Annotated in this window: 25 protein-coding genes; 8 read left to right on the forward strand and 17 right to left on the reverse strand. The window is 67.3% G+C overall.

Annotated features, from left to right (window positions below; translation table 11 throughout):
* Window positions 1-9: 9 nt before the first annotated feature.
* The 3 genes from CVN68_RS15310 to rarD are packed head-to-tail and all read right to left on the reverse strand — an operon-like array spanning window position 10 to window position 1,661.
* A complete protein-coding gene (locus CVN68_RS15310; RefSeq protein WP_100282967.1) occupies window positions 10-372 on the reverse strand; it encodes a DUF1428 domain-containing protein in 363 nt (120 codons plus the stop codon).
* Entirely contained in the window at window positions 369-707 is a 339-nt protein-coding gene (locus tag CVN68_RS15315) for an ArsR/SmtB family transcription factor (RefSeq protein ID WP_199560095.1), read from the reverse strand. Before CVN68_RS15315 ends, CVN68_RS15310 begins: the two co-directional genes overlap by 4 nt.
* A gap of 51 nt (window positions 708-758) precedes the next feature.
* Window positions 759-1,661: an EamA family transporter RarD gene (gene rarD / locus CVN68_RS15320; RefSeq protein WP_100282969.1), complete on the reverse strand. Its 903-nt coding sequence runs from the start codon at window positions 1,659-1,661 to the stop codon at window positions 759-761.
* A 120-nt stretch (window positions 1,662-1,781) separates the two neighbouring features.
* Between rarD and CVN68_RS15325 the strand changes: the two genes are divergently transcribed.
* Entirely contained in the window at window positions 1,782-2,732 is a 951-nt protein-coding gene (locus tag CVN68_RS15325; RefSeq protein WP_100282970.1) for a hypothetical protein, read from the forward strand.
* A gap of 6 nt (window positions 2,733-2,738) precedes the next feature.
* Here CVN68_RS15325 and CVN68_RS15330 read toward each other — a convergent pair whose 3' ends face one another.
* The 8 genes from CVN68_RS15330 to CVN68_RS15365 all read right to left on the reverse strand — a co-directional run bounded on the left by CVN68_RS15330 (window position 2,739) and on the right by CVN68_RS15365 (window position 12,139).
* The gene (locus CVN68_RS15330; protein ID WP_100282971.1) at window positions 2,739-3,041 is read right to left on the reverse strand and encodes a YciI-like protein; all 303 of its coding nucleotides are present in this window, start codon (window positions 3,039-3,041) and stop codon (window positions 2,739-2,741) included.
* Window positions 3,041-4,351, reverse strand: a complete 1,311-nt coding sequence (locus CVN68_RS15335; protein ID WP_100282972.1) for a dihydrolipoamide acetyltransferase family protein — start codon at window positions 4,349-4,351, stop codon at window positions 3,041-3,043. The genes CVN68_RS15330 and CVN68_RS15335 overlap by 1 nt, the downstream gene beginning before the upstream one ends.
* A 5-nt stretch (window positions 4,352-4,356) precedes the next feature.
* Window positions 4,357-5,361: an alpha-ketoacid dehydrogenase subunit beta gene (locus CVN68_RS15340; protein ID WP_100284443.1), complete on the reverse strand. Its 1,005-nt coding sequence runs from the start codon at window positions 5,359-5,361 to the stop codon at window positions 4,357-4,359.
* A 32-nt stretch (window positions 5,362-5,393) separates the two neighbouring features.
* Window positions 5,394-6,659 (reverse strand): 3-methyl-2-oxobutanoate dehydrogenase (2-methylpropanoyl-transferring) subunit alpha, encoded by a 1,266-nt coding sequence (locus CVN68_RS15345; protein WP_100282973.1) that lies wholly within the window; start codon window positions 6,657-6,659, stop codon window positions 5,394-5,396.
* 125 nt (window positions 6,660-6,784) lie between these two features.
* Window positions 6,785-8,347 carry a bifunctional phosphoribosylaminoimidazolecarboxamide formyltransferase/IMP cyclohydrolase gene (gene purH, locus CVN68_RS15350; RefSeq protein WP_100282974.1) on the reverse strand — a complete coding sequence of 521 codons (1,563 nt, stop codon included), beginning with the start codon at window positions 8,345-8,347 and terminating at the stop codon, window positions 6,785-6,787.
* A gap of 49 nt (window positions 8,348-8,396) precedes the next feature.
* Window positions 8,397-10,130 (reverse strand): heparinase II/III family protein, encoded by a 1,734-nt coding sequence (locus CVN68_RS15355; RefSeq protein ID WP_100282975.1) that lies wholly within the window; start codon window positions 10,128-10,130, stop codon window positions 8,397-8,399.
* Window positions 10,127-10,786, reverse strand: a complete 660-nt coding sequence (gene rpe, locus CVN68_RS15360) for a ribulose-phosphate 3-epimerase (RefSeq protein ID WP_100282976.1) — start codon at window positions 10,784-10,786, stop codon at window positions 10,127-10,129. Before rpe ends, CVN68_RS15355 begins: the two co-directional genes overlap by 4 nt.
* 63 nt (window positions 10,787-10,849) lie before the next feature.
* Complete coding sequence (locus tag CVN68_RS15365; protein ID WP_100282977.1) at window positions 10,850-12,139, reverse strand: RsmB/NOP family class I SAM-dependent RNA methyltransferase; 1,290 nt, start codon at window positions 12,137-12,139, stop codon at window positions 10,850-10,852.
* Window positions 12,140-12,152: 13 nt separating this feature from the next.
* On the opposite strand from CVN68_RS15365, the gene CVN68_RS15370 reads away from it, so the two are divergent.
* On the forward strand, window positions 12,153-12,305 hold the full coding sequence (locus CVN68_RS15370; RefSeq protein ID WP_100282978.1) for a DUF1674 domain-containing protein: 153 nt from the start codon (window positions 12,153-12,155) through the stop codon (window positions 12,303-12,305).
* Here the strand turns inward: CVN68_RS15370 and CVN68_RS15375 are convergent.
* Genes CVN68_RS15375 through tsaD form a run of 3 tightly spaced genes read right to left on the reverse strand, consistent with a single transcriptional unit; the run spans window position 12,302 to window position 14,848 of the window.
* Complete coding sequence (locus CVN68_RS15375; protein ID WP_100282979.1) at window positions 12,302-12,838, reverse strand: DUF1697 domain-containing protein; 537 nt, start codon at window positions 12,836-12,838, stop codon at window positions 12,302-12,304. The genes CVN68_RS15370 and CVN68_RS15375 overlap by 4 nt on opposite strands.
* On the reverse strand, window positions 12,835-13,812 hold the full coding sequence (locus tag CVN68_RS15380) for an NAD(P)H-dependent glycerol-3-phosphate dehydrogenase (protein WP_100282980.1): 978 nt from the start codon (window positions 13,810-13,812) through the stop codon (window positions 12,835-12,837). Before CVN68_RS15380 ends, CVN68_RS15375 begins: the two co-directional genes overlap by 4 nt.
* Before the next feature lie 10 nt (window positions 13,813-13,822).
* Window positions 13,823-14,848: a tRNA (adenosine(37)-N6)-threonylcarbamoyltransferase complex transferase subunit TsaD gene (gene tsaD, locus CVN68_RS15385; RefSeq protein ID WP_100282981.1), complete on the reverse strand. Its 1,026-nt coding sequence runs from the start codon at window positions 14,846-14,848 to the stop codon at window positions 13,823-13,825.
* Window positions 14,849-14,885: 37 nt separating this feature from the next.
* On the opposite strand from tsaD, the gene hemC reads away from it, so the two are divergent.
* The 6 genes from hemC to CVN68_RS15415 are packed head-to-tail and all read left to right on the forward strand — an operon-like array spanning window position 14,886 to window position 20,176.
* Complete coding sequence (gene hemC, locus CVN68_RS15390; protein ID WP_100282982.1) at window positions 14,886-15,800, forward strand: hydroxymethylbilane synthase; 915 nt, start codon at window positions 14,886-14,888, stop codon at window positions 15,798-15,800.
* Entirely contained in the window at window positions 15,797-16,465 is a 669-nt protein-coding gene (locus CVN68_RS15395) for a uroporphyrinogen-III synthase (RefSeq protein ID WP_100282983.1), read from the forward strand. The genes hemC and CVN68_RS15395 overlap by 4 nt, the downstream gene beginning before the upstream one ends.
* 30 nt (window positions 16,466-16,495) lie before the next feature.
* Window positions 16,496-17,347, forward strand: coding sequence for a hypothetical protein (locus tag CVN68_RS15400; RefSeq protein WP_100282984.1), 852 nt, complete (start codon window positions 16,496-16,498; stop codon window positions 17,345-17,347).
* 11 nt (window positions 17,348-17,358) lie between these two features.
* Window positions 17,359-18,543 (forward strand): acyl-CoA dehydrogenase, encoded by a 1,185-nt coding sequence (locus CVN68_RS15405; RefSeq protein WP_100282985.1) that lies wholly within the window; start codon window positions 17,359-17,361, stop codon window positions 18,541-18,543.
* Window positions 18,543-19,061 (forward strand): GNAT family N-acetyltransferase, encoded by a 519-nt coding sequence (locus CVN68_RS15410; protein WP_100282986.1) that lies wholly within the window; start codon window positions 18,543-18,545, stop codon window positions 19,059-19,061. Before CVN68_RS15405 ends, CVN68_RS15410 begins: the two co-directional genes overlap by 1 nt.
* Window positions 19,058-20,176: a CaiB/BaiF CoA transferase family protein gene (locus CVN68_RS15415; protein WP_100282987.1), complete on the forward strand. Its 1,119-nt coding sequence runs from the start codon at window positions 19,058-19,060 to the stop codon at window positions 20,174-20,176. Before CVN68_RS15410 ends, CVN68_RS15415 begins: the two co-directional genes overlap by 4 nt.
* 4 nt (window positions 20,177-20,180) lie before the next feature.
* Here CVN68_RS15415 and CVN68_RS15420 read toward each other — a convergent pair whose 3' ends face one another.
* From CVN68_RS15420 to CVN68_RS15430, 3 genes are all read right to left on the reverse strand, one after another.
* Window positions 20,181-20,654 carry a DUF2269 family protein gene (locus CVN68_RS15420; protein WP_199560096.1) on the reverse strand — a complete coding sequence of 158 codons (474 nt, stop codon included), beginning with the start codon at window positions 20,652-20,654 and terminating at the stop codon, window positions 20,181-20,183.
* Window positions 20,654-21,934, reverse strand: coding sequence for an SDR family oxidoreductase (locus tag CVN68_RS15425; RefSeq protein ID WP_100282988.1), 1,281 nt, complete (start codon window positions 21,932-21,934; stop codon window positions 20,654-20,656). The genes CVN68_RS15420 and CVN68_RS15425 overlap by 1 nt, the downstream gene beginning before the upstream one ends.
* Before the next feature lie 62 nt (window positions 21,935-21,996).
* On the reverse strand, window positions 21,997-22,794 hold the full coding sequence (locus CVN68_RS15430) for a DUF72 domain-containing protein (RefSeq protein ID WP_100282989.1): 798 nt from the start codon (window positions 22,792-22,794) through the stop codon (window positions 21,997-21,999).
* Between the last annotated feature and the right edge of the window lies 1 nt (window position 22,795).

Genomic DNA, 22,795 nt, shown 5'->3' on the forward strand with positions numbered 1-22,795 from the left:
GTCCTCCGCTCAACTGCGATGATCGACCAGCGACGCGAAGCCGCCATAGATCATCCGCCTCGAATCCATGATGTCGGCCTCATCCGCGCCCGGCTGGAGCCGGGGATCCGCGGCGATCGCTGCGTTACCCTCGTCGCGCGCCGCCTTTGACGGCCATTCGACCCACGAGAAGCAGACAGTTTCTCCGTCCTGAAGGTTCACTGCGCGGGCGAACCAGGTTTGCTCGCCCACAGGCACGTCGTCCCCCCAATTCTCCGACACGCGGATCGCCCCGTGATCGGTGAAGACTTCCGCCACGCGCTGCGCCATGGCGCGGAACCGCTCCTTGTTGGCGGCGGGCACCGCGAGAACGAACCCGTCGACATAGCTCATCGCTTCGTCTCCTGCTGCTTGTCTGCTTCGATGAGCGCCTCGAGCCGGTCGAGCCGGAGGGTCCAGAATTGCTCCCATTGGCGCAGCCATTTGTCGGCTTCGCCGAGCGGGCCGGCATTGAGGCGGCAGAGCTGGTTGCGGCCGACTTTTCGTCGCGCGACGAGGCCGGCACCTTCGAGCACCTTCACATGCTTGGCGGCACCCGCGAAGCTCATCGAAAAAGGCTCGGCCAGTTCGCCGATCGACTTCTCGCCCAGCGCAAGCGTGGCGAGCATGCCGCGCCGGGTGGGGTCGGCGAGGGCGTGGAAGGTCGTGTCGAGTCGTTGTTCAACCATATGGTTGAACATGGTAGCAACACCGATATTAGTCAACCATATGGTTGAATATTATTCTGCCGGCAGTGCCGGCCTGGCCCGCGCCGCGCGAACGGCGTCGAAGGCGTACAAGGCGCAGCCGGTCCAGATCAGCGCAAAGGTGACGATATGGGCGGTGCGCATCGGCTCTCCGAAAATCAGCACCGCCTCGGCGAACTGGAGTGAAGGAGCGATATACTGGAGCAGGCCGAGCGTCGCCAGGGGCAGCCGCCGAGCCGCGGCGGCGAACAGCAGCAGCGGCAGGGCGGTGACTACCCCGGCCAACGCGAGCAATAGGTCCATATGGTTCGATTGACCGAAGGCGGTGGTGCCGGTGTGGCCGGCATGAAGCAGCAGCGCGACGCTGAACGGCGCGAGCAGCAGCGTCTCTACGGTGAGTCCGCCGAGCGCATCGATTGCCGCGACTTTGCGCAGCAGCCCATAGAATCCGAAACTGAGCGCGAGCAGGAGCGAGATCCACAAGGCGCCGCCGCCGCTGGTCGCGAGCACGACCACCCCCGCTGCGGCAATCGCGATCGCCACGCCCTGAAGCCTTCGCAGCCTCTCGCCGAGAAAGGCGAAGCCGAGCGCGACATTGACCAGCGGATTGATGAAATAGCCGAGGCTCGCCTCGAGAACATGCTCGTTCTGGACTGCCCAGATATAGACGATCCAGTTGATCGCAATCATCAGCGCGCTGCCGACGAGCAACAGCAGGGTGCGCCCGCGCGCAGCGGTGATGATCCCTTTTGCGCGACGGAGCACGAGGATCAGCACGAGGAGGAGCGCCAGCGACCAAAGCACGCGATGCGCCAGAACCTGGAGCGCTGGAACACCCTTCAGCAAGTGTATGTAGAGCGGCAGCACGCCCCAGAGGGTGTACGAGCCGACGCCGAACGCGAGACCCGCGGCATCGGGCTTGGACGAATTGCGCATGCGCTCCCATCGCCGCTCGACGCAGTCACGGCAAGCTCGACGCGCTTGAGCTCCGACAAGCAACGCTACGCTCTTGCCACCGCGAGCCGGCGCGCTACTTCACCGAAAAAGGGGGAACATATGGAACTCGACGAAGCCGCTCGCACGACGCCGTACGACCATCCGGTGATCGCCACGTTGGCAGGCGCTGCGGTGCTGGTGCTCGGTGCGTTGCTGCTGCCGCGCATGGTATCGCAACAACCGCTGGCAGTGCTGCTCGGCGCGGGCGCCGGCCTCGCATTATTGCTCTGGGCGATCGGGTTCGCGGTGACCACACGCTATTCGACTATCGCCTGGAAGCTTGGCTCGCTGGTGCTGCTGGCGGCGGTGGGACTCGGCGCGGCGCTGATCGCCCACGGCCAGTTCGAGACGATCGCGCGCGCCGATGCGAGCAGTTTCGCCGAAGTCGAATTCGGGCCCGGCGGCGCCGCGCAGTTTCCACCCGGTGCCGCAGCACGCGGGCCGCTTTCGCGGCTGTTCGTCGAGAGCGTGACTGCCAACGCGCAGGCGCAGCGCGACTTCGGTGCCGCCTTCGGCAAGCTGGGCGTGGCGAACCTCACCAGCCCCTATCTGCTCGAACGGGATCCACAGACGCTATCGCAATGCGCCGCCATCGCGGAACTCCAGTCGCAGGCCAAGGCGCTGGCGGCGGCGCGTGGTCAGCGCGCCAAGGTCATCGCCGGTGCGCTGGATGCAGCCAACCTGTCCGCCAAGGCAAAGGAAGGCATAGCCATTATGGCCCGGGCTCGACCGGCCGAGCCCGCGGGCGATCCATTGCTCGCCAACCAGCTCGCCATGGCCGGTTCGACGGCCGAGCTGTGCGAGCTGCTGGCGAAGCGTGGCTGGTTCAACAATGGCGGCTATTTCGGCTTCCGAAATGCCGCCGACGAGGCGCATTTCCGCGCACTCGCGAAGCGGCGGATAGCGCTGGCGGGCGAGGCCGAACGAATCGACCGCGCCGCGCAGGAACGCATGGCGGCCGGACGCGAAATGGTCCGCGACGCGCTCAGCAAGTCGATATTTGCCGGCTGAGCGCCGTCAGCCTTCTGGTCTGACCGGATTGGCTGCTTCGGCGCCGACCACGGTGGACCAGAGCGCCACGTTCCAGCGCGCCACGAGGCCCTGCGCGACATAGGGATCGGCTTCGGCGAAAGCGCGCGCGGTCTCGGCGCTGGTGAACAGCAGCAGCGCCGATTCGACCGGGTCGCCGACCGCACCGCCGAGCAGCAGATCGCCCCGCTCGACTGCGGCCCAGGCGAGCGCGAGGTGCGCGCCGCGAAAGGCCGGCCGGCGTTCGAGATAGTCGGCCGCGAGTTCGTAACGGAGCAGGAAGTGCGCCATCAGTCGGCAAACAACAGAACAGGCGTTTCGAGCTGCTTCTTGAGTGCCTGGACGAAGCTTGCCGCGTCCCAGCCGTCGACAACGCGGTGGTCGCAGCTGATCGACAGGTTCATCAATTTGGCGCGGACAATCTCGTCGCCCTGGAAAATCGGGCGCTCGACGATCTTGTTGGGACCGATGATCGCGACCTCGGGACGATTGATCACCGGGGTTGTGGCGATGCCGCCAAGCGGACCGAGCGACGTGATGGTGAGAGTCGAGCCGCTGAGTTCCTCGGACCTGGCCTTGCCGGTGCGCGCGGCTTCGGCGAGCCGGCCGATCTCGCTGGCGAGCTGCCAGACATTCCTGTCCTGTGCATCGCGAATCACCGGCACCATCAGCCCTGCATCAGTCTGTGCGGCCATACCCAGATGGACGCGACCGTGGCGGGTGACCACACCGGCCTCGTCGTCGTACCGCGCGTTGATCATCGGAAAGTCCGGGATCGTCCGACAGATCGCCACGATCAGGAACGGCAGCATCGTCAGCTTGGGGCGGTTGCCGCGATTGGCGTTGAGGTCGCCCCGCATATCCTCGAGCGCAGTGACATCGATCTCGTCGACATACGTGAAATGCGGGATCGCGCGCTTCGACGCGGCCATGTTCTCCGCGATGCGGCGGCGCATGCCGATGACCCTGATCGCCTCGTCCTCGCGGGCGCGGCTGGCGTGGGGGGCGTGATAGCCCTGGCCTTGGCCGTAGCGCAGATACGCATCGAGGTCGGAATGGCGCAGGCGATCACCTTCGGCCTTCACGGTGGCGAGGTCCACGCCGAGGTCCAGCGCCCGGGCGCGGACTGCCGGGGAGGCGAGGACGTGCTTCTCTGCTCCCCTTACTTCTGCTCCCCTTCCGCTTGCGGGAGGGGGCGGGGGAGGGGCTGAAACCGCCGGCGGTTCGTTCGAGGCCAAGCCCTCCGACCCCTCCCCTGCGGGGAGGGGAGCGCGCGGGGTGAGGTCAGCCACTTCCTCCACACCCGGATTCTCGGCCTCGACCTGCTCCTCGATTTCCTTCGGCACCCCCGCTTCGTCGCCATCGGTTTCGACCACCATCAGCGCCGATCCGATCGCGACCTGATCGCCGACCTCGCCCGCCAGCTCGACCACCATGCCGGAGACCGGCGATTCCATCTCGACCGTCGCCTTGTCGGTCATCATGTCGGCGACCTGCTGGTCCTCCTCGACGCGTTCGCCGACGCGCACATGCCATGCGACGATCTCAGCCTCGGCGATGCCTTCGCCGATGTCCGGCAGGCGGAAAGTGAAGCGAGCCATGCGAGTCAGTCCTTCAGGAGTTTCTTGAGTGCCTCGCCGATACGCACCGGGCCGGGAAAATAGGCCCATTCGAGGCTGTGGGGATAAGGCGTGTCGAAGCCGGTGACGCGCTCGATCGGCGCTTCGAGATGATAGAAGCAGCGTTCCTGGACCAGGGCCGAGAGTTCAGCACCGAAGCCGCCGGTGCGCGTCGCTTCATGGACGATCAGGCAGCGCCCGGTCTTCTTCACCGATTGCTCGATCGCCTTGATGTCGAGCGGCACGAGCGTGCGCAAGTCGATGATCTCGGCGTCGACCTGCATTTCCTCGATCGTGTTGGCGACGACATGGACCATCGTGCCGTAGCACAGGATCGTCACTGCCTCGCCGGCACGCACCGTCGCGGCTTTGCCGAGCGGGATCTTGTAATAGCCCTCGGGCACTTCGCCGAGCGGATGGTTCGACCAGTTCTTCGACGGGCGATCATAATGGCCGTCGAACGGGCCGTTATAGATGCGCTTGGGCTCGAAGAAGAGCGTCGGATCATTGTCCTCGATCGCCGAGATCAGCAGCCCCTTGGCGTCATAGGGATTGGACGGGATCACCGTCTTGATCCCGGAGACGTGGGTGAAGATGCCCTCGGGCGACTGGCTATGCGTCTGGCCGCCGAAGATGCCGCCGCCGAAGGGCGAGCGCACGGTAATCGGCGCGGTGAAATCCGCCGCCGAGCGGTAGCGCAGCCGCGCGGCTTCCGAGACGAGCTGGTCGAGCGCAGGATAGATGTAATCGGCGAACTGGATCTCGGGGACCGGGCGCAGGCCATAGGCGCCCATGCCGATCGCGACGCCGATGATGCCGATCTCGGTGATCGGCGTATCGAACACGCGGGTCTTGCCGTATTTGGTCTGGAGGCCGGCAGTGGCGCGGAAGACGCCCCCGAAATACCCCACGTCCTCGCCCATCACGACGACGTCGGGATCGCGCGCCATCATCACGTCCATGGCGGAGTTGATCGCCTGAATCATGTTCATGCGGGTGGTGCCGCCCGCCTCGTTCGTGGCGCTCATATCCCCGCCGCCTTGCGCTCGGCGATCATCTGTTCGGACTGTTCCTTGAGGTGCCATGGCATCTCCTCGAACACGCCTTCGAACATCGTCTCGAAGGGCTGGTGCATGCCGTGGCCGAGGACGCCGTTCTTCTCGGCTTCCTTCTGCGCGCGCTTCACTTCCTCGGCGAGTTCGAGGTCCTGCGCGGCGTGGCGTTCCTCATCCCATTCGCCGAGGGCGATCAAATGCTCCTTGAGGCGCCTGACCGGATCACCGAGCGGCCACGCATTAGGTTCGCCTGCCGAGCGGTAGGCGGACGCATCGTCGGAGGTCGAATGCCCCTCGGCACGATAGGTGAAATGCTCGATCAAGGTCGGGCCCTGATTGGTGCGCGCGCGCTCGGCCGCCCATTGGGTAGCGGCATAGACCGCGAGCGCATCATTCCCGTCGACTCGCAGACCGGCGATGCCATAGCCCACTGCGCGTGCCGCGAAGGTCGTGGCCTCGGCGCCGGCGAAGCCCGAAAAGCTGCTGATCGCCCATTGATTGTTGACGACGTTGAGGATGACCGGCGCCTTGTACACAGTCGCAAAGGTCATCGCCGAGTGGAAGTCGCCCTCGGCGGTCGACCCCTCGCCGCACCATGTCGCGGCGATGCGGGTATCACCCTTCGCCGCGCTCGCCATCGCCCAGCCCACTGCCTGCGGATATTGCGTCGCGAGATTGCCAGAGATCGAGAAGAAGCCGTGATCCTTGGCCGAATACATGATCGGCAACTGCCGGCCCTGCAGCGGATCGCCCTTGTTCGAGTAGATCTGGTTCATCATCGTGACCAAAGGATAGCCGCGCGTGATCAGGATCCCCTGCTGGCGATAGGAAGGGAAGCACATGTCGTCGGCGGCGAGCGCCATCGTCGCGGCGACCGAGACGGCCTCTTCACCGGTCGACTTCATGTAGAAGCTGGTCTTGCCCTGGCGCTGGGCGCGAAACATCCGCTCGTCGAAAGCGCGGACCATCGCCATCGAACGGAGCATTTTCCGCAGCGCCTCAGGGTCGAGCCGCGGGTTCCATGGGCCGACTGCCTGTCCCGAATCGTCGAGCACCCGGATCAGCGTGTAGGCGAGCTCGTGGAAGCTGTCGGCGGGGGCGGCGCTGTCGGGCCGGCGTGCCGAGCCCGCTGGCGGGACATCGACATCGCTGAAATCGGCTTCGTCGCCCGGCCTGAATTTGGGCTCGGGCACATGCAACGATAGCGGCGGCAAATTTGCGCGCGGGGCGTCCATGGTCTCTCCGAATTGCGGACCGTGTCGCTCGGAGAACGCACGGACTCGGTTTCCGGACGCTTGTTATAAAATTTCAAAAGCCTTGTCGAGTAGGTCAGCAAGGCTGACCTGATGATCCGTCTCGATCAGTGCCGGAAATGCCGCATGCCAGTGACCACCATCGCGAGATCGGCTTCGTCGGCGGCGGCAATGACTTCGTCGTCGCGAATCGAGCCGCCGGGCTGGATCACTGCGGTGGCCCCTGCCTCGACTGCCGCGAGCAAGCCGTCGGCGAAGGGGAAAAAGGCGTCCGAAGCGACTGCCGAGCCGATGGTGCGCGGTTGCGCCCAGCCGGCCTTCTCGGCGGCGTCTTTCGCTTTCCACGCGGCGATGCGAGCCGATTCGAGGCGATTCATCTGGCCGGCGCCGATGCCGGCGGTGCTGCCGCCTTTGGCATAGACGATCGCGTTCGACTTTACGTGCTTGGCAACGGTCCAGGCGAAGCGGCAGTCGGCCAGTTCCTGCTCGGTGGGCGCGCGCTGCGTGACGACCTTGAGGTCCTCCAACCGGCCATTGTCGCGCGACTGGACAAGCATGCCGCCGGCAATCGACTTGAGCATCAGCCCCGGGCGCGCGGGATCGGGGAGATCGCCGGTGATCAGCAGGCGCAAATTCTTCTTGGCGGCGAAGACCGCGCGGGCATCCGCATCGGCATCGGGCGCGACGACGACTTCGGTAAAGATGCCGGCCATCGCCTCGGCGGTCTCGCGGTCGAGCGTGCGGTTGACGGCAATGATCCCGCCGAACGCAGAGACCGAATCGCAGGCCAGCGCCTGAAGATAGGCGTCTTTCAGCGTGGCCGCGGTTGCGACGCCGCAGGGATTGGCGTGCTTGACGATGACGACCGTCGGCGGACCGTCCTTGAACTCGCTGACGAGTTCGAGCGCGGCATCGGCGTCGTTGTAATTATTGTAGCTGAGCGCCTTGCCCTGGAGCTGCTCGGCCTGCGCGATGCCGCGAGCGCCGGTCTGCGGCAGATAGAGCGCGGCCGACTGGTGCGGGTTTTCGCCGTAGCGCAGCTCGGGGCCCTTGGTGAGCGCTACCGGCAGCGTCTGCGGGAACCTCTCGCCCTGATCGGCGAAGGCGAACCAGCTCGCGATCGCGGCGTCATAGGCGGCAGTGGCGGCATAAGCCTTGGCGGCGAATTTGCGGCGCTGCTCGAGCGTGGTGCTGCCGTCCTGGACCAGCGGATAATCGGCCGGATCGGTGAGGATCGCGACCGATTCGTGATTCTTGGCGGCCGAACGCACCATCGACGGCCCGCCGATGTCGATATTCTCGATGATCTCGTCGCGTGCCGCACCGCGTGCGACGGTCTGGGCGAAAGGATAGAGGTTCACCACCACCAGATCGATCGCGCCGATCGCGTGCTCTTCCATCGAGGCGACGTGCTCGGAATTACCGCGCACCGCCAGCAGCCCGCCATGGACCTTGGGATGGAGCGTCTTGACCCGGCCGTCCATCATCTCGGGAAAGCCGGTGAGATCGGAAATGTCGCGCACCTCGAGCCCGGCATCGCGCAATGCCTTGGCGGTGCCCCCGGTGGAGACGAGTTCGACCCCGTGCGCGGCGAGCGCCTGGCCGAGTTCGACGATCCCGGTCTTGTCGGAAACCGAGAGAAGCGCGCGCTTGATGCTGACCTGATCCATGGCCCGCCCTCCTAAGGATCGGGCCCCGGCCCGCAACCCTTATTTGGCCTTATTTGGCGCGGTGGAAGAGCCAGCTGACATTGGCGCCGCCGGCGGGGCTCGCACCGGTGACGACAAGCTGCTGGCTGGCGAGCGGGCGGCCGCGCGCATCGACCCAGACGCTGTCCTCGATCGCGAGGCCGCCGCCCTTGCAGCGGAACTGCCAGAGATGTCCCGAGGCAGTGCGCAGGATCGCCGCGAGACCATCGGCAGTCGGCGTGACCTCGACCTGCGGGTGCAGATGGAAGCGGATCACGAATACCGTCGGCGCCTTGTGCTTGCGCCGGTCCGCCGGGAGTAACATGTCCTCGCCGCGCACATCACGGCCATCGGGCGACATCGCGAGAACCCGACGATGGAGATAGCCGTAGCGGCGGACATAGCCGTCATGGCTCGCCTCGATCCGGCTGGCGGTGTCGGTCTCATGCCGCACCAATTCGACTTCGACCACTCCGCGTCCGAGCGTACCGTCGGCATGGATCGCAGTCGAATTGCTGTTGCTCAACACCAGGGTCGAATGCGCCGCGGTGGTGCGCAGGCCTTCGGTCATCGCGGCCGGTACTTTGGCGTGGGCTGCGCGCGCGCCGCCGCAATTGACGACGACGCGATCGGGTCCGTCGGAAAGCTCGAAGGCCAGCGTCGAGGCGCAGCCGCCCTCGACCAGCCGGGCGAGCGGCGGCGGCGCGACGTCCATGATCAGCACGCTCTGCCCTTGGGAGAGGCGCTGATAGCCCCATTCGCGCGCCTGCTTGAGCGGCCGGGTTCGCACTTCGGTGGCCTCGACGAGCTGTTCGATGACGTCGCCCGGAACGGGACCCGATCCCTGCCAGCTCGAAAGCCCCTTGTCGCCGTGGCAAAGGCCGAGCAGCGCTGTGACCATGCGGGTGCGCGTCGCGTCGATGAATTCCGGCGCTTCGAGCCGCCGCGCGGCATAGGCCTCACCCAGGATGGTGAGGAACTGGATCGATTCGATCTGCGCGGCCGGCGAGCGTGTGACGCTGCCGCCGTCCTCGAACACCGATTGTTCGAGCGCGCGCCTGAGGCCGTTCTCGCCATAGGCCCGGCGCGGATCACCGCCAGGCATCGCCAGGCCGGCAACCAGCACGCCCGACCATGCCGCGATCAGTGCGGCGCCCGGCTGGACGCGGTCCGCGGCCCGGTCGAGATGTCGCGCGCCGCGGGCAAGCGCGTGGAGCACGCTCGAGCGATAGACCAGATCGGTCGAGGACAGGATCAACGGCGCGTGCGCGGTCCAGTACAGGATCCGGCGGCCCCACAGGTCGGCGCGCCACGCCGGCTCGGACACTTTTTCGCTATGCGCTGCGAGCCAGCGGCGCATGATCTCTTCGGCGATCGGAACGCCGCGCGCCCGCGTGGTGACGCTGGACAAGTCGCGCAGCCAGGCGAAGCTCTGGAGATAGTCGCCAAAAGCCGGCGACCAATCGGGCGCGGCGAAATCGATCGCCTCGATCGCGCGATCCTCGCCACGGAAACGGAGCACGCCGTCGAGCAAGGCGTTGCCGCGATTGGCGTCACCGAAAAAAGGATCGTCGGGAACCGCGATGAGCTTGAGCGGATGGCGGCCGCGCAGCCGCATCGCGTGGAGGGGGGTGCCCCAGGTCAGCCGCTGAAAGCGCTCGGAGATCCGCTCGGCAAGGCTCAGGCCGCGATCGCCGCCGGTGCGGATGAGCCGTTTGCCTTCGTCGACCCCGTCGGCGCCGGATTCGGGCGGCGAATTTTTCATCCGCCTCTCAATGCGGCGATGTTGGCGGCATAGCGATCGGGTCCGCCGGTGAAGGTCGCGGTGCCCGCGACCAGAGCGTCTGCGCCCGCCGCGATCACGCGCGGGGCAGTGTCGCGATCGACTCCGCCATCCACTTCGAGATCGATCGCGCGGCCCGATGCAGTGATCCGCCGGCGCAGCTCGCTGATCTTGGGGAGCTGACTCTCGATGAACTTCTGCCCGCCGAAGCCGGGATTGACACTCATCACGAGGATCAGATCGATCATGTCCATGACATGGTCGACGACATTGACCGGAGTGGCGGGATTCAGCACCACGCCGGCGCGCTTGCCCAGCGCCTTGATCGTCTGAAGCGTGCGGTGCAGATGCGGACCTGACTCCGGATGGACCGAGATCGTATCGGCGCCGGCATCGGCGAAGGCGGCCAGCAGCGGATCGACCGGCGCGATCATCAAATGGACGTCGAACGGCTTGGCGGTGTGCGGGCGGAGCGCCTTGATCACTGCGGGGCCGATCGTGATGTTGGGCACGAAATGGCCATCCATGACGTCGACATGGATCCAGTCCGCGCCCGCCGCATCGATCGCGCGGATCTCCTCGCCTAGCCGGGCGAAGTCGGCGGAGAGGATCGATGGGGCAATGCGGATGGCGGACATGCGCGAATCCTTAGCATGGCCCGAATCGCACGCAACCGGGCTTCAAGCACATGAAGCTATCGGTCAGGCGCGGCGCAGCCGGGCGATGAAGAAGCCGTCGAGGCCGCCTTGCTCTGCCAACATGCCGGGGAGCAGACGCAGCGCGCCGTCGCGCCGCGCCGAGACGCCCTGCGGCAGTTCGTCGGCAGTGACCGGAACGATCGCGAATTCGGAGTGCCCGGCAAGGAAGCGTTCGAGCTGGACCTCGCCTTCCTGCGGCTCGAGCGAGCAGGTCGAAAAGACGAGGACGCCACCCGGCTTCACCCACTCCGCGGCGCGATTGAGCAGGCGGGCCTGGAGCTCGGCCATCTCCGCGATCATCGAGGGGCGGACGCGGTGGAGCACGTCGGGATGGCGGCGGAAGATGCCGGTGGCGCTGCACGGCGCGTCGAGCAGCACGGCGTCGGCGGGCCCGCCAGGCTGCCATTTGAGCAGATCGGCGGCGACGACCGCGGCGCTGAGGCCGGTGCGTTCGAGATTTTCGTGAAGTCGCGCAAGACGACTTTCGGAGACATCCACGGCGGTCACCTGCCAGCCGGCGGCAGCGAGCTGGAGCGTCTTGCCGCCGGGCGCGGCACATAGGTCGAGCGCGGTCCCCGCGCCCTTGCCGATCAGCCGCGCCGGAATCGATGCGGCCAGATCCTGCACCCACCAATCCCCCTCGGCATAGCCTTCGATACCGGTGACCGATGCCTTCTCGTCGAGGCGAAGATGGCCGGGCAGCAGGCTGCGGCCGGGCAGATCGGGCGCCCGCGAAGGATCGCGCAGCGTCAGATCGAGCGGCGGCGGTACGGCAATGGCGCGCTCGGCATCCTCGATCAGCTGATCGCCCCACGCGGCATGCCAGCGCAGCGCCACCGGATCCGGGAGCGTCGGCGGCTCGGGAAGCGTCGCGCCTTGGCGCAGCAAGGTGCCGAACACGCCGTGGACAAGTTTGCGCGGGCCGCCGTCGACCAGCGGCAGCACAGTGGAAATCGCGGCATGCCCGGGCGTCCCGAGCGCAAGCGCCTGGACGAGCGCGATGCGGAGCGCGAACCGGGCCTTGGCGTCATCGGGGAGCGGGCGCTGGGTTGCCGAATCGATCAGCGCATCCAGATCGGGAAGCCGGCGCAGCGCTTCGGCGACGATGGCGTGGGCGAGCCCGCGGTCATTCGGGGCGAGGCCCTGTGCGGCCGAATCGAGCGCCTGTTCGAGCGCGAGGCCGCGGCGGAGCACGGCATCGAGCAGCTTCAGTGCGGCGCGGCGGGCGGGAACGCCGGGAGCGTCGGGCTCTTGACCGTTCGGGCGGCCAGGACGATGGGGAGCTTTGTTCATTGGAGCCAGTGCCATGGGCCAGCGCCCGAGCCATGTGAAGCCCCCCCGGCATCTCTCGAAGAGCCCGCCAGTGCCCAAGCCCGCGCCGGCTGCCCCGACGGCAGACCCGCTCGACCCGACGCGCTATGGCGATTGGGAGCGCAAGGGCGTGGCAGTCGACTTCTAGACGTCGAGCATTGCCCGGAGCTTGTTGACGGTGTTCCAGTTGCGCGCGGTGGCGACAGCCGGGAATTTGAGCTTCGCCAGCGCGCGATCTAGCTTGGATTCGCCGATATTCTCCGGGTAATCGATAAAGAGCTCGCGTCCTTCGGCATAGAGCCGCTCGGGGCCGGTGTAGATTTCGGGGAGCCGGTCGAGCAGCCCGGTGGGGAAGGGCTCGCGGTGGAACACCACCAGCAAATGGCTCGGATGATCGGTTGCCGCTTCGCCAAAGGGATTGGCCGCGATCACTCCGTCAATCTCGGCGAGATCGCGGAGCAGCACGTCGGTCTTGCAGCCTTGTTCGGCGAGCGCCGCCTCAAGCCTGGCGATGATCGCGGCGGCGGGGCCGGATGCGTCGAACGCGATGTTGCCCGAGGCGAGCAGCGTCTTCGCGTTGGCATAACCGAGGCCATCGACCAGGCTGCGCAGCTCGGCCATCGGCAGCTTGCGGTTGCCACCGACATTGACGCCCTTGAGCAGCGCCGCCCAGCGTTTCATGCCTGTTCCTCGCGCAGCGGACGGCTGAGCAGGGCCTCGACGACGCCACGAACGTCCGCGCCTTCGAGCAATGCGTTGACCGCTTGTGTCACCGGCATGTCGACCCCGGCCTCGGCGGCCGCCGCGCGCAGCACCGGCGCAGTGAAGGCGCCTTCGGCAACGGTCTTGCGGTCGGCGAGCAGTTCGGCGGCGCTTTTGCCCTGGCCGAGCCCGACCCCGAGCGAGAAATTGCGCGAATTGGTGGAGGAGCAAGTGAGGACGAGATCGCCGAGGCCCGAGAGGCCCGTCAACGTCTCGGCCTGACCGCCACGCGCAAGCCCGAAGCGAGTCATCTCGGCAAAGCCGCGCGCGATCAAAGCGGCGCGAGCGTTGAGCCCGAGTCCGGCGCCCTCCACTACACCGCAAGCAATGGCGAGCACATTTTTGACCGCCCCGCCGATCTCGGCACCGGTCACGTCGGCCGAGCCATAAGTGCGAAAGGCGGGGCCGGCGAGGCGCTCGGCGAGACGGGCGCGCAGGTCCTCGTCCTCGCAGGCAAGCGTAACCGCAGTAGGCTTTCCCGCGGCGACTTCATGCGCGAAGGTCGGGCCGGAAAGGACGGCGATCGGCGCTTCCGGTGCGGCCTGACGCGCGACTTCGCCGACAAGCAGCCGGGTGCCCGCCTCGATCCCTTTGGCGCAGAGGACGAGCGGGGTGCATCCCACCGGCGCGGCGGCGAGAACGGCGCGGACATGCTGCGCGGGGGCGACGACGAGGAGCGCATCGTGGCCGGCGAGATCGGCGAGGTCCACGGTGGCGCGGATGCTGTCGGAGAGCGGCACGCCAGCGAGGAAGTGGCGGTTCTCATGGAATCCGTTGACGCTTTCGACCACTTCGGGCTCGCGCGCCCACAGTGTCACGGGCAGGCCGGCGCGCGCCGCGACCTGCGCCAGCGCAGTGCCCCAGGCGCCGCCGCCGATGACACCTATCCGCATTTGGCGATCCTCATGCCTTCACTCCCGCGCCGCGCACCTTTTCCGCCCCCGGATCGAGCGGCCAGCGCGGGCGCGCCGGGAAATCGAGCGGATCGGTGAGGCCGGCAGCGAACCGCTCGGCCCCCGCCCAGGCGATCATCGCGGCGTTATCGGTGCACAGCCATAGCGGCGGGGCGACGAAGCGCAGGCCATGTTCGCCGGCAAGGGATTGGAGCGCGGTGCGGACGCTGGTGTTCGCCGCGACCCCGCCGGCGACGACCAAAGCCGTGACGTTGACCGACTGAAGCGCGCGGCGCGTGCGATCGATCAGGCAATCGACCACTGCCTGCTGGAACGATGCGGCCACATCCGGCGCGCTATAGTGGCCGACGACGCGCGCGACTGCGCTCTTCAATCCGGCGAAGGAGAAATGGGGCTCGGCCGAACCGAGCAGCGGGCGGGGGAGCGGGACCGCGCGGGGATTGCCTTGCGCCGCGGCCTTTTCCACCGCGGGACCGCCCGGGAAACCGAGGCCGAGCAGCTTGGCGGTCTTGTCGAAAGCCTCGCCGGCGGCATCGTCGATCGTCGTGGCGAGCCGGCGATAGGCACCGACCCCCTCGACCAGCAGCAGCTGGCAATGCCCGCCGGAGACGAGCAGCAGCAGATAGGGAAAGGCGAGATCGGGATCGGTGAGGCGCGGCGACAGGCCATGGCCTTCGAGATGATTGACAGCGACCAGCGGCTTGCCGCTCGCCAGCGCGAGCGCCTTGCCGGTGACGAGGCCGACCATCACGCCCCCGATCAACCCCGGACCCGCCGTGGCGGCGATCGCGTCGACCTCCGCAAGCGTAACGCCGGCTTCGGCAAGCGCCGCCTCGACCAAAGGCGCCATCACTTCGACATGTGCGCGCGCGGCGATTTCGGGGACGACGCCGCCATAGGGGCGATGCGCCGCTTCCTGCCCGGCGAGCTTGTGCGCCAGAATCTGCCGATCGCTGGTCACCAGCGCGGCGGCGGTTTCGTCGCAGCTCGATTCGAGGCCAAGGATCAGCGCCATTGCATCCAATTAGTCCACGGGGGCATTAGCACAAGCCATGCCCATCTTCCGTCTCGGCACCCGCGGCTCGCCGCTCGCACTCACCCAGGCCCATATGGTCCGCGTTGCGCTGGCCGCCGCGCGTGCTATCGCGCCCGACAAAATCGAGATCGTGCCGATCCGCACCACCGGCGACCGGGTGCAGGACCGTGCGCTCGCCGAGATCGGCGGAAAGGCGCTATGGACCAAGGAACTCGATCGCGCACTGCTCGACGGCGAGATTCATGCCGCGGTGCATTCGATGAAGGATGTCGAGACGATCCGGCCGGCGGAGATCGCGATCGCGGCAATGCTGCCGCGGGCAGACGTGTGTGATCGGCTGGTCGGCGCCGATTCGATCGAGGCGCTTCGCCAAGGCGCAGTGGTGGGCACGAGCTCGCCGCGCCGGGCGGCGCAGATGCGCAAGCTGAGGCCCGACCTCAAGATCGTGCTGTTCCGCGGCAATGTCGACACCCGGCTGGCGAAGCTCGCCGCCGGCGAGGCCGATGCGACCCTGCTCGCCGCCGCCGGGCTCGAGCGGCTCGGGCGTCATGACGTCGGTGTCGCGATCCCGATCAACGTGATGCTTCCCGCGCCGGCGCAGGGCGCGGTGGGGATCGAGTGCCGTGCCGACGATTCCCATGTCCGTGCGATGCTGGCCAGGATCGACGATCCCGCGACGCATGCCTGCGTGCTCGCCGAGCGCGCGCTGCTCGCCGCGCTCAAGGCTGATTGCCGCTCGCCGGTCGCGGCGCTGGCGACGATCGAGGGGGCGATCATGACGCTGCGCGCCGAATTGCTATCAGAGGACGGCAGCTTCCATGTCCACGCCCAGGAAGCCGGCGCGCCGACCGATCCGGTGCTGCCGATCGCCGTGGCGCGCGATCTGCTGGTGGGGGCACCGGAGGCGATACGCCGGCTGTTCGGCGGATGAACCGCGCCATCGCGGTGCTGCGACCCGAACCGGGCAACCGCGCGACGGCTGCCGCAGTCGAGGCGCGCGGAGGCCAAGTGATTCGAATGCCGCTGTTCGAGGTGCTGCCCCTTGCCTGGCAAGCGCCCAACCCGAGAGCGTTCGACGCACTGATCCTGACCAGCGCCAATGCCCTGCGTCACGGCGGGGCGGAACTCGCAGCACTTCGCCGCTTGCCGGTATACGCCGTGGGCAAAGCGACCGCGGATGCAGCCTTGCAACACGGATTCGATCTGGCGTTCGTCGGCGAAGCGGACGCTCTTTCCCTGCTGACCAGGGCGGAAGCGGCCGGGGTTCGCCAGGCGCTGCACCTTGCCGGGCGCGAACGAACGATCGCCGCGGGCGGGATCGTTGCTGAGGTGATCACCGTCTATACCAGCGTGCGCCGCACGCCGGACCATATCGCACGCCTCGCCGGCAGTATCGCGCTGGTGCAATCCGCGCGCAGCGGCGCGTGGCTGGGCGAACTCGCCGATGCGCAGAGGCTCGACCGATCCGGAATCGCGCTGGTGGCAGTGAGTGCGCGCGCCGCGGCCGCAGCCGGGACAGGTTGGGAGCGGATTGTCGTGCCCGGCGAAAGGACCAGCGAGGCACTGATCGACGCGGCAATCGCGCTGGCCGATTGACCGCGCGGGCGGGGCAGCGAATAAGGGGGCATGAGCGACGAGCCCTTCGCGCCGGAGCCGACTCGCGGCGCCGGGACGCGGTCCCCCTATCTCATTGGCGGCCTTGCCTTTGCTGGCGGTATCGCCGTGACCGCAGCCGCGTTCCAGCTTGCCGGCGGAATCGGCGCGCCGCAACCGGACCCCGGGCCGCGGATCGAGGCGCCGCAACCGCAAGCGAATCCCGCTGCCGCGCTGCCGCCCGGCACCGATATCGCGACGCTGGGCGCGCGCGAGCAGGAGCTTGCCGGCAAGCTCGACCAGCTTGAGCTGCGGCTTCGCGACATCAGCGGCAGCGCGCGCAATGCCTCATCTTATGCCAGTCGCGCTGAACAATTGCTGATCGCCGCTGCGGTTCGCCGGGCGATCGAGCGCGGCCAGCCGCTGGGGCCGCTCGAAGCCCAATTGCGCCAGCGCTTCGCCGAAACCCGCGGTGAAGCCGTGGGGATGATCCTGCGCGCCTCGGCTGAGCCGGTGACTCTCGGCGATCTGCGGCTGGCGCTGGAGACGATCGCACCGCGGCTCGCCAGCGGCGCCGACGACAGCATGTGGATGAGCGTGCGGCGGCTGCTGAGCGACCTCGTCGTGCTGCGTCAGACCGAGTCGCCGAGTCCGCGCACCGCCGATCGGCTGCGCCGTGCCCGGCTCGCGCTCGATCACGGCGACGTCGAGGCGGCGCTCGCCGAAATCGTGCACCTGCCTGGAGTGGCCAGCGCCCAGAGCTGGATCGTCGCGGCGCGGCGCTACATCGCTGCGCGACAGGGACTGCTCGATATCGAACGGGCCGCGCTCGAAGCGCCGGCCGTGCCGTCTGCCGCGGGACCCGCGCGGCCGGCAGCGAGCTGAAGGAAAGATATATGGCAGAGATGGGCCGGTTCGACTGGCAGGATCCGTTCGCGCTCGATGCGCAGCTGACCGACGAGGAGCGGATGGTGCAGGGCGCCGCGCGCGATTATGCGCAGGGCGAGCTGCTGCCGCGGGTGACCAGCGCCTTCCTCGACGAGCGCTTCGACCGCGAGATCATGGCCGAGATGGGCGCGCTCGGGCTGCTCGGCCCGACGATCCCCGAAAGCTATGGCGGTGCCGGGCTCGGCTATGTCGCCTATGGGCTGGTCGCGCGCGAAGTCGAGCGCGTCGATTCGGGCTATCGCTCGGCGATGAGCGTGCAGTCGAGCCTCGTGATGCACCCGATCTACGCCTACGGGACCGAGGCGCAGAAGCGGAAATATCTGCCCAGGCTCGCGACCGGCGAATGGGTGGGCTGTTTCGGGCTTACCGAGCCCGATGCCGGCTCCGATCCCGGCGGGATGCGCACCCGCGCCGAGAAGGTGGATGGTGGCTATCGCCTGACCGGCACCAAGATGTGGATCACCAATTCGCCGATCGCAGACGTGATGGTCGTCTGGGCCAAATCCGACGCGCATGGCGGCGGGATCAAGGGCTTCGTGCTCGAACGCGGGATGAAGGGCCTGTCGACCCCCAAGATCGAAGGCAAGCTTTCGCTGCGTGCCTCGGTCACCGGCGAGATCGTGATGGACGGCGTCGAAGTGAGCGAGGACGCGCTTCTCCCCGAAGTGCAGGGGCTCAAAGGGCCGTTCGGCTGCCTCAACCGCGCGCGCTACGGCATCGCCTGGGGCACGATGGGCGCAGCCGAGGCGTGCATGCACGCGGCACGGCAATACACGCTCGATCGCGCCCAGTTCGGCAAGCCACTGGCGGCGACTCAGCTGGTGCAATTGAAGCTGGCCAACATGCAGACCGAGATCGCGCTCGGACTCCAGGCAGCGTTGCGCGCGGGGCGGATGTTCGACGAGGGAACGCTGAGCCCCGAGGCGATCAGCATCATCAAGCGCAACAATTGCGGCAAGGCGCTCGATATCGCCCGAGTCGCGCGCGACATGCACGGCGGCAACGGCATCTCCGCCGAGTTCCACGTCATGCGCCACGCGATCAACCTCGAGACGGTCAACACCTATGAGGGCACCCACGACGTCCACGGGCTGATCCTCGGCCGTGCGATCACCGGGATCGCGGCGTTCTGATGGCGCCCGATCGCCAGCCGACCCTGACCGGCGAGCGCGTGACACTGCGGCCGAGCACGCCGGACGATTGGGACGCGCTGTTCGCCGTCGCCGCCGATCCGCTGATCTGGGAAGTCCATCCCGCGCACGATCGCTGGCAGGAGCCGGTGTTCCGCGCCTATTTCGACGCCGGCATTGCGAGCGGCGGGGCGCTGACGATCGTCGACCGCGCCACCGGCGAAGTGATCGGATCGTCGCGCTTCGACAATTGGAAGCCCGAGGTGGACGAGATCGAGATCGGCTGGACGTACCTGAAGCGGGATTATTGGGGCGGCAGCTACAATCGCGAGATCAAGCGGCTGATGCTCGATCATATCCACACGCAAGTCGGGACCGTGGTGTTCACCGTGGGCGAAGGCAATATCCGTTCGCGCAAGGCGATGGAAAAGATCGGCGGCGTGTTGCGGCCCGGCACCGAGCTGCGGCTGATGGCGGGCGAGATGAAGCCCCATGTGGTCTACGAGATTCGCAGGCCGTGAAGCCGCTCGACGGGCTGCGGGTCGTCGAGCTGGCACGGATCCTCGCCGGCCCGTGGTGCGGACAATTGCTCGCCGATCTCGGTGCCGAGGTGATCAAGATCGAGCGGCCTGGCGAAGGCGACGATACGCGGCATTGGGGGCCACCGTTTATGCACGGCCCGGATGGCGCGAATCTCGACGCCGCCTATTTCCACGCAACCAACCGCGGCAAGACCAACCGCGGAATCGACATCGCTACACCCGAGGGACAGGCCGAGGTGCGCGCGCTGATCGCCGGAGCGGACGTCGTGATCGAGAATTACAAGGTCGACGGTCTGGTCAAATACGGGCTCGATCCGGCCAGCCTGCGCGCCGCCGATCCGCGGCTGGTAATCTGCTCGATCACCGGGTTTGGGCAAGACGGCCCCTATGCCCACCGCGCCGGCTACGACTTCATCATCCAGGGCATGAGCGGGATCATGTCGCTGACCGGAGAGCCGGACGGCGCGCCGCAAAAGGCCGGCGTTGCGTATGCCGACATCTTCACCGGGGTCTATTCGGCAGTGGCGATCCTCGCCGCACTGCGACGCCGTGACGTCACCGGAGAGGGTGCGCATATCGACATGGCGCTGCTCGACACCCAGGTGGGGGTGCTCGCCAATCAGGCGCTCAACTGGATGGCCAATCCGGGCAAGGTGCCGCACCGGATGGGCAACGGCCACGCCAATCTGGTGCCGTACCAGGCGTTCGAGACGAAGGACGGCGCGCTGATCGTCGCGGTGGGCAATGATTCGCAGTTCCGCAAATTGTGCGCAGTGCTCGACCTCCCATTCGCGGGCGATTCGCGTTTCGCGACCAACCCCGCGCGAGTGACCAATCGCGCGGCGCTGATCCCGCTGATCGAGGCCGCCATCCTGACCTGGGCCAAGGCAGACCTTTACGAAGCACTCGAGGCTACAGGCGTGCCTGCCGGCCCGATCAACACGGTCGACGAAGTGTTCGCCGACCCACAGGTGATCGCGCGCGGCATGCGGATCGAGCGCGAGGGCATGCCGGGGCTGGCGAGCCCGATCGTGATCGACGGCGAACGCATGGTCTCGGACCGGCCGAGCCCGAAGCGGCCCACTGCCGTTTGAGGCTCTACCAGAGCGGGGGTTTGGCGATCATCAGCCAGAAGACACCGAGCAGGCCGAGAAACGCCGGCCATCCGAGCAGAAACCAGCGTCGCATCACGCGCGCATATTCAGGCGGAAGCGGCGTCCCCGCGGCGGCGGCGCCTTGCGCGAGCCGCTGCGCCCGGATCTGCAAGTCGACGACGGGCACCCAACAGGCGAAAGCGAGGAGATAGAGCCCATAGGCTGCCAGCAGCCACGGTTCGGTGGGTGACCATCCCGCGTGCAACACGAGATACACGCCGCTTGCCGGCTGGACGAGCCCGCTGGTGCCGGTGAAAATCCAGTCCGCCCGCACCACCATTCGTCCGACACTGGCGATCGTCGCGGGATCGCGCGTCAGATGCGCCTGCCACAGATACCAGGCAGTTCCCGCGCCGAACCCGAACAAGATCGTGCTGCTCAGGACATGGACCCATTTGGCGAGGAGATAGAAGTCCATCAGCGTTTGTCCCCGATCGCGCCATGGACGAGGATCAGCGCCAGAATCGGCAAGTTCTTGAGCAGGGGACCGAGCGGATCGAGCCACAAGGCAGGCATCACGGCACCCAGCACCAGGGTGTATCCGCCGACGGTGGCCAATTGCGCGAGCGTCGACAGCCTTCCGCGGCGATCGAACAACACCAGCCCGGCGATCGCGATATCGAGGAGACTGGTACCGATCCGCAGCGCATCGGCCGAACCTGGAGGCAGTCCCGCGGCATCGCCGAACGCAGCAGTGGCGGCGCTGCTACTCGCCAGGCCGAGCAAGGCGGAGGCGAGCCAAAGAAGGACCAGAACGGCGCGGATCGCCGGGGCGAGGAAGAAGAGCCGCGCGTGCCAACGATCCTGCACTTGTGCGGGCCGATCCCGCATCGCATCGGCGAGGCTGCGGGGCTTGAAACCGGCCGCGTGGGCGAAGGCCGCACTATCCCCCGCGTTGCCGGCCACCAGCTGCTCGAGGCTGTTGCTGGCGATCGGACCCGATCCGATGAGATCGCCCGCCCGCCCGAGCAACCGCATCACCGGCATCGGGACAGTCACGTACCGTGCTTTGCCAAAGCCCAGCCAAGCGCGGTAGCGCGTCAGCAGATCGCGCAGAGTAAGCGTCTCCGGTCCCACCGGCTCCAGCATCCGGCCTGCGAACCGTGTCTCCTCGCAGACGAGCCGGACCGCATGCGCAAGATCGCGGACGTGGATCGGCGTGAAGGAGAAGCTTCCGTCACCCGGCAGCGGCACGCGCCATGGCAGGCCGGCCATTCCGCGCAACAAAGAGGTGCCGCCATAGCTGCCGTCGCCATAGACCAGCGACGGCCGGAGGATCGTCCAGTCGAGCCCGGAATCGCGCAGCACCTGTTCACCGGCCAGTTTCGAGCGGGCATAGTCGGTCGTCACGTCGGTGCGGGCGCTGATCGCCGACAGCAGGACGACATGGCGAACTCCTGCCTGCGCGGCGACGGTGTACAGCGCACGCGGCGCGGCAACATGCACCGCCTCCATCTCCGCGCCGCGCAACATGCCGGCGGCGTTCACGATCATTTCGACACCGGAAAGGTGGCGCATCCAATCCGCAGGCGTGATGGCATCGGCGAGGTCCAGTCGCACGAAGCGCACGTCGGGAAAGGCTTCCTCGATACCGCCGGGCGTTCGAACCACCGCGCGCACTTGATGGCCGGCCAAGGTCAGCTCCGCCAGTATTTGCCGGCCGATGAACCCGCCCGCGCCGAGCACCATGATCTGCATCGCTTCACCCCCTGGGGGCCGATAGCGCGTTACGCGCAGCGCGGGCAGCTCGAATTGCGCGTTCAGCCCAGTCGCCGGATCAGTTCCTGCGCCGCCGCCGGGGCGCGGACCTTGCCGCCATGGATGAAGAAGATGAAGGTCTCACGCGGGGTTGCCGACGGCACCTCCTCGGTGACGTAAGGGAGGCCGTCCGGGCGTCCGCCGTCGGCCCAGATCTTCGCCGCCTCGGTCCAGCGTGGGAAATCGGCTTCGGGATAGCAGAGCGGATTTTCGTCCTCGCCCGCCTCGAGCCGGGCGTAGACGAAGTCCCCGGTAATGTCGGCGAGCGCAGGATATTGCGGCGAATCGGCATAGACCAGCGCGACCCCCGCCTCGCGGCACATCGTTACGAACTCCGGCACGTGGAAGCTCTCGTGGCGCACCTGGATCGCGTGGCGCAGCTTCACGCCCGCTTCCTCGCGCGGGAGCAGCGCGAGGAAGGCGCGGAAATCCTCGGCGTCGAACTTCTTGGTCGCCATGAACTGCCAGAAGATCGGACCCAGCTTGTCGCCAAGCTCGACCAGCCCTTGGCTCACGAAGCGCTGGACCGATTCCCCCGCCTCGGCGAGCACTTTCCGATTGGTGCAGAAGCGCGAGCCCTTCACCGTGAAGACGAATCCCTCGGGCACCGTCCTCGCCCAGCCTTCGAAGGTCGCTGGCTTGAAGGTCGAATAATAGGTGCCGTTGACTTCGATCGCGCTCAGCTGGCGCGAGGCGAATTCGAGTTCCTTCTTCTGGGTGAGCCCTGCGGGATAGAAGGTCCCGCGCCAAGGCTCGAAGGTCCAGCCGCCAATGCCGATTCTTATGGGTGCGCTTGCCATG

The organism is Sphingomonas psychrotolerans, assembly GCF_002796605.1.
Taxonomy (GTDB): domain Bacteria; phylum Pseudomonadota; class Alphaproteobacteria; order Sphingomonadales; family Sphingomonadaceae; genus Sphingomonas; species Sphingomonas psychrotolerans.